This is a genomic window from Saccharopolyspora sp. NPDC050389, from assembly GCF_040655595.1.
Classification (GTDB): domain Bacteria; phylum Actinomycetota; class Actinomycetes; order Mycobacteriales; family Pseudonocardiaceae; genus Saccharopolyspora.
In genome coordinates, this window is record NZ_JBFAKG010000197.1 from 1 (window position 1) to 5,394 (window position 5,394).

Annotated in this window: 6 protein-coding genes; 4 read left to right on the top strand and 2 right to left on the bottom strand. The window is 62.4% G+C overall.

The window, feature by feature from the left end:
- Positions 1-94 precede the first annotated feature (94 nt).
- Positions 95-886 (bottom strand): aminoglycoside phosphotransferase family protein, encoded by a 792-nt coding sequence (locus AB0I53_RS49145; RefSeq protein ID WP_358618033.1) that lies wholly within the window; start codon positions 884-886, stop codon positions 95-97.
- Between the two features lie 103 nt (positions 887-989).
- Positions 990-2,141 (bottom strand): XRE family transcriptional regulator, encoded by a 1,152-nt coding sequence (locus AB0I53_RS49150; protein ID WP_358618035.1) that lies wholly within the window; start codon positions 2,139-2,141, stop codon positions 990-992.
- 462 nt (positions 2,142-2,603) lie between these two features.
- Here AB0I53_RS49150 and AB0I53_RS49155 point away from each other — a divergent pair, with 462 nt between their 5' ends.
- The 4 genes from AB0I53_RS49155 to AB0I53_RS49170 form a co-directional block, all read left to right on the top strand.
- Complete coding sequence (locus tag AB0I53_RS49155) at positions 2,604-3,176, top strand: bifunctional DNA primase/polymerase (protein ID WP_358618038.1); 573 nt, start codon at positions 2,604-2,606, stop codon at positions 3,174-3,176.
- A 204-nt stretch (positions 3,177-3,380) separates the two neighbouring features.
- On the top strand, positions 3,381-3,530 hold the full coding sequence (locus AB0I53_RS49160; RefSeq protein WP_358618041.1) for a hypothetical protein: 150 nt from the start codon (positions 3,381-3,383) through the stop codon (positions 3,528-3,530).
- A gap of 712 nt (positions 3,531-4,242) precedes the next feature.
- Positions 4,243-4,908, top strand: a complete 666-nt coding sequence (locus AB0I53_RS49165; protein ID WP_358618044.1) for a hypothetical protein — start codon at positions 4,243-4,245, stop codon at positions 4,906-4,908.
- Between the two features lie 20 nt (positions 4,909-4,928).
- Positions 4,929-5,394 (top strand): hypothetical protein (locus tag AB0I53_RS49170; protein ID WP_358618046.1); only part of this gene is annotated, 466 nt, incomplete at its 3' end.

The following is a 5,394-nucleotide window of genomic DNA, read 5'->3' on the forward strand; positions in this document are numbered from 1 at the left end:
ACGCAGGCCCACCGCCGCACTGACGGCCTCTTCGATGTGAATCAAGACCGCACAACACCCCAACACGCACCATCGCTAATCATGCACGAGGTCGTTAGGACGCGGTCCAGTTCCAGGGGCGTGGCCCGTTGTGTCCGCGGAGGCAGTTGATGCGGTATTGCGTTTCGTTCGCGATCTGGTCATTTTGGTCGGCGCGGTTGGCGAGCCAGCTTGTCATGCGCAGTTCGCGGATGTCTCGCAGGAGCTCGTAGGATGGACTGGAAAGGACGTCGAAGCCGTAAGCGTCAGCGAACTGCTGGTATGCGGCGGTGCTGACCCAACCGAAGCTGTCGTGTTCGCTTGCTACGAGTGTCAGATCCCATTCCGGCGGGCCGATAGCGACGCGTTCGAGGTCAAGCGCCAGGATTCTGCCGTCGTCGATGGCAACGATGTTGTTGTCATGCGGGTCGCCGTGGATCACGGCCGGCCCCAGTGTGAACGTGGCAGTCCTCCAGCGGTTCTCGAGATTGCGGAGGCGATCACACAGGAAGGTCTTGTCTCCTGCTGGAATCGGAGCGGTGTTGATTCGTTCGGCGATCCGCACGAAAGGCCGCAGCGGTGTGAGCAATTCCCCCTTGGGTGAGGTAATAGTGTGCAGATCACGCAGGAAGTGTCCGATCTCGGCTGGGGTCGCGGGTCTGTGCGAGGTCAGTTCGTGCCAGAAGGTCACCACGGTGTCGTTGAGTTCGACCGGCTCTTCGGCGGGCTCCACGACCGAGATGTGGGCCGTGTGTAGCAGCCATGCTGCCAAAGTGGTTTCTCTCAACGCGGTTTCGCGCTGAGTTACTGTCCGGGTGACACGAGCGACGAGCTGGTGTGGCAGCCGGTAGGTTGCGCTGTCGCCCAAGCTGAGAAGTTCGGCGTGTGCGCTGTCGATTCCTCGCTGGGCACAGGCCGCATGCAAGGCTCGGGTTTCGGCTGGAGCGCGGTCGGATGGAGTGGTCATTGTGTTAGCGCTGCAGTGTCTTGGCGATCTGGTGACGGAGGTCGGTCACGTCGCCATACCGAGCATGTGGTTTGGTCGCGGCGTACAGGTCGCGGAGGTAGTTGCGGACACGCTGGGAACGGAGATCTTGGGCCTGCGTGAGGGCTTCCAGCCCTCGGTGAGCGGCGACGCCCGGGTCGTCGTTGATCTGCAGAGTGATGGATTTGATCAGCGACAGGGTCTTTGACCTGGCGTATTTCGGTGTGTGGTGATGCACGGCGAAATCCAGGCGGTGAATGGCTGGGTGCGGATCGTAGCCGTGGTGGACGAGATCGAACAGGGCGTGCCCGGAGTCTCCGCGCATCTCCGCTGCGTCGTAATACTCCATCCAGGGCGGCGTTTCGGTGACGCTATGTGCGAAGTGTTCGTCTGCTCGCTCGATGGCCGCAAGACACTCCCCGATCCTGCCTTCTCTGGCCAAAGCGCGGGCGCGCACGACGTGGAGCATCGACCGTTCACGAGCAGTGAGCCGGTCGTCCCGGACTTGAGCGAGTTCGGCGAGCTCAATGGCATCCTCGCGCCGAAGGCTGACAGCTTGCCGCGCCATGTCAGAAAGGATCGTCGCGCGCAGGCTCTGATCTTCCGCCCGTTCGGCACAGTACAGGCCGAATCGGAAGTACCGGTCCGCTGAGTCGTGCGCTCCAGCGTCATACGACATCCAGCCGGCGACCTCGGCGAGGTTGCCAACAGCCGCGTGCAGCTCCCGGCGTACCACACTGGTGCGGCACCGAGCCTCGAGAAGACCAGCTGCCCACCGCAGCTGCCCGCCTACCGCCTCGCGGGAGAGCCCGCCTCCATACAGATGCTCCCATTCCGAGAACGTCGCGGCGCTTTGGGTCACGTGGGCTACCTCGGGGCGGCCGACCCACTGCGGCACGGGAGTGGGCGACTCTGCCCGCGCCAAGAATTCCGACACTGATCCGCTCAGCACCACCCCACTGGCGACGGCGGTGCCCAGACCAAGAAAAGAGCGCCGGTGCACATCGTCCTCCTCTCCGATCGCCCTGGGGCAATAGAAGCCCAGCTCAGCATCAGACTCCACACCAAGCACAGCGCGGAAGGCAGAGCGATACACAGGATTCGGCCACCGATGGATTCCACGCTCCAGCTTGGACACATAGTAAGTCGACATCGGCGGGTCTAAGGCCAGGTGCCGCGACACAGAGTCGGCGACCTGGGCTTGAGTGAGCTTGTGTCGACGTCGCGCCGATTCCAGCTCAGTATTGCGACGGTGTCCGTGTGTGCTCATCGCTGACCTTCCGCAAAGCGCATCACCACAGTACGGGTGACATCACCTAATCACCAAACGTGACAGCTCTAAGTCTGTCAGTAATTCTGCCAGTTCGTCGGCCAGTTCGAGGACGTTCCGTCAGCCACTCGCCATGGGCATGGTGAGAAGGGTCCTACTGGTGCTGTAACGGCACCTACCGCGAGACCCAACGAGGGGTGTCTGCGATGCACGCTGCTGCGACCGAAGTTCGGAATGCCGGGCAACTGAGCGGGGAAACGAGATTCCCGGTGGTGATCCTCCATGTCGCCAGTTGATCCCAAAGTTCGGATGATCCATCCCATTCCAGGGATGCGATGGACCGAGCTTCGCGACGCCGCAACCGAACTCGCCGGCCACCAGTGGCCGCTGGTTCCAGGGACCTTCCAGGTCAGCACGGACTCTCCATGGCTGGGCAAATCCTGCTCGACGGGGCTGGTACCGATCACCGAGCTGAGTGCGGAGGCCACCACCGACCTCGCACAGGTCTGGGAATGGTGGACGCGTCGCCCCTACTCGGTGCTGCTCGCCTGTGGCAGGACAATCGACGCACTTGAGGTGCCCGCCAGTCTGGGCCGGACGGCCGAGGACATGCTCGCAGCGCTGAAGCTCCGTGGCCCTGTCGCCGCGACACGGCGCACATGGCTCGTCTTCGTCGAATCGGCCGGACAAACGATGCCGCTAGTTGACGTGCCGGCGCCGGTCACGTGGCACAGCGGGGGTTCCTTCGTCCCCCTGCCACCGACGATCGATGGCGACATGCCCTACTACTGGCGCATCACCCCTGAAGACGTCGACTGGCGTCTTCCTGAAGCGACACCCACGCTGGACTGCCTGCAGCAGTGTTGGGACACCCAAAAGACAGACACGCCGATACCCGTGTAGTCGCCGAGCGGTCGCTGGGTAGTCCGGACTGCCACCCCGAACAGCGGCCGCTCGGTCCCGGCAGTGGGCGGCCGAGGTAGTTGCGGTTGCCCACTGCCGGGATTTTTCAGGTTTTCTTGATCCACGACGACCGCGGAACGGGACATCGCAATGTTTGAAAGACGCCCGGCCAACGGGCCCCTTCGCGCGAGCGAGGAATTGCCCATGCTGCAACGGAAATCGTCGGACGAGCTGATACGTGAACCTCCGACATACTCCTCGACTCTCGATGGCGAGACGTCGCAGGAGCGTGGCATGAAGCCTGCTGTGGTCGCGGTTTCACTCAACGCCGTCGACAACATCGGCAAGGGCTGAGGGATGTCGGAGCAGGAAGATCGAAACACGGATGACTCAAAACAACATCGTCATCACGGTAAAGGGCTCGGGATATCACCAACTCGCCTACGCGACCTGTTTGCATGGTCAGTCTTCACCCTCGGAGTCGTCGCAGCTCCTGCGGTCCCTTTTCTACGGCCGGACGGTTGGGAACCGTGGCCGTACCGGCAGTACTACATCCTCGGGATCTTCGCGATCATGGCTCTCAGCTTCCGCCTCCCATCATGGTCGGCCATCGTTCTCTGGGGCCTATACCTGCTAGGTCTCGCATGGGTCTCATAGCAACGCGCGGCAGCCGCCGACCTTCCCAGCCGCCAATCCGCACACTGCTGATGACGCAGGATGGCATATGGATCACGCGGGATAGTGAAAATCGGGTGGCTCACGCGCATCTGATACGCACTGCGGACGTCCTTGCACCTCGACTTCGCGTCGACCTGACATTGTGTGAGCGGTCGCTTGGCGATGGCTGGGTTCCCATACGGCGCATGGTTCCGCTGCCGACCTGGTTGTCGTTGTGTCCACTCTGTTTGGCCAGTCCTGAGCTTTCTGTCGACTTGGCGTTGCGCATCGAGCGCATCCTCACCGCCGGCGAAGCTCTTACAGCCGACACGCTGATGGATCGCACCTCTGCGACCACCGTGATCCCCCAGGTACCGACTTCTACGCATCGTGGATGGAGACCTGCTGCATGAGTGGCTTGCTCCGAGATCAATCGACGCTCGTGACGACGGACCCCATGCTGTCCTGGCTCACGCACACCGTGCCTTGGCGTCGGGCGGTTGTCATGCGGCTGGTAGCAATGGCAGCACTGCTGGGCTCGCTTACCGCGGGATGCACCCAAGACGGCTTCGCCCCGGCAAACGACCGGTTCCGGGAGCTCCCGCGGATCTGTGACCTCGTCTCGCCGGCCACTGCAAGCCGCGTGATCGGAGTGGGATATAAGAGGGACGCGTTCGCTGTCGAGACCACCGGCTATTGCTCATGGGTGTATCGCGATCTGGGGTCTGAAGGTGCTCGTCCGTTTGAGCGGGCGCTGTCGCTGCACGTCAGCCTGCATCGGAGCATGACCAGGAGATCCGGCGCCGACGGAGCATTGGAAGAGCTGGGCCGGCTGAGCAAGGACGCGTCGGGCCAGTTCGGACCTGCGCCGGGCGTCGGGGAGCATGCGGTACGGAGCACTTCGGGCGAGAGCATCAACTACATCATCGTCGTCGACAACCTCAACGTGAAGATGACGTTCTCCGGCCGGGATATGGACGCGGTGGGCAAGCTCGTGGCAATCCCGTGCAAGCAGGCGGTCTCGTCCAGCTTCGAGGTAGCCCGTGAGATCGTGCGCAACCTCGAGGTGGGTTGAGTGCCATGAGTTTTCGAAGAGTGCCTGACATCTACGCCCTGCTTTCGCCGGAGATAGAAGGAATCCTTGGTAGCCCGGCACGCGGATGGCAAGGTCCTGCTGACAGCGACGGCCTGACGAGCATCTGCTCTTGGTGCCATCGCGACCTCACCCCGGATGGCCCGCGATTGATGGAACGGGTTCTGCACGTGTCGGCGTCGTTGTACCGAGACAGCGCAACAACGTCGGGCGACGACATGGCGCAGACGTCGCGCGATCAGGCAATTACCGATCTCAGGTTGCAGTTTCAGGACGCTCCTTGCGTTGGTGAGGGCGCGGTGCTCGCGGCAGCTCGGGGAAAGGCCATTGTCTTGCTGACCGTTGACAACGTCCTGGTTCGGCTAAAGCTCTTAGAGTTCCTAACAAAGGGTTTTGATGTGTCGAAAGCAGATGATGCAGGTGGCCAGGCCGAGGAACGCCTCGTGGATGTCGGCGCGGCGTTCCCAG

Excerpts from the sequence above, each read along its gene's own strand:
- AB0I53_RS49165 (WP_358618044.1), top strand. The coding sequence starts at position 4,243 with ATGAGTGGCTTGCTCCGAGATCAATCGACGCTCGTGACGACGGACCCC.
- AB0I53_RS49155 (WP_358618038.1), top strand. The coding sequence starts at position 2,604 with ATGCGATGGACCGAGCTTCGCGACGCCGCAACCGAACTCGCCGGCCAC.
- AB0I53_RS49160 (WP_358618041.1), top strand. The coding sequence starts at position 3,381 with ATGCTGCAACGGAAATCGTCGGACGAGCTGATACGTGAACCTCCGACA.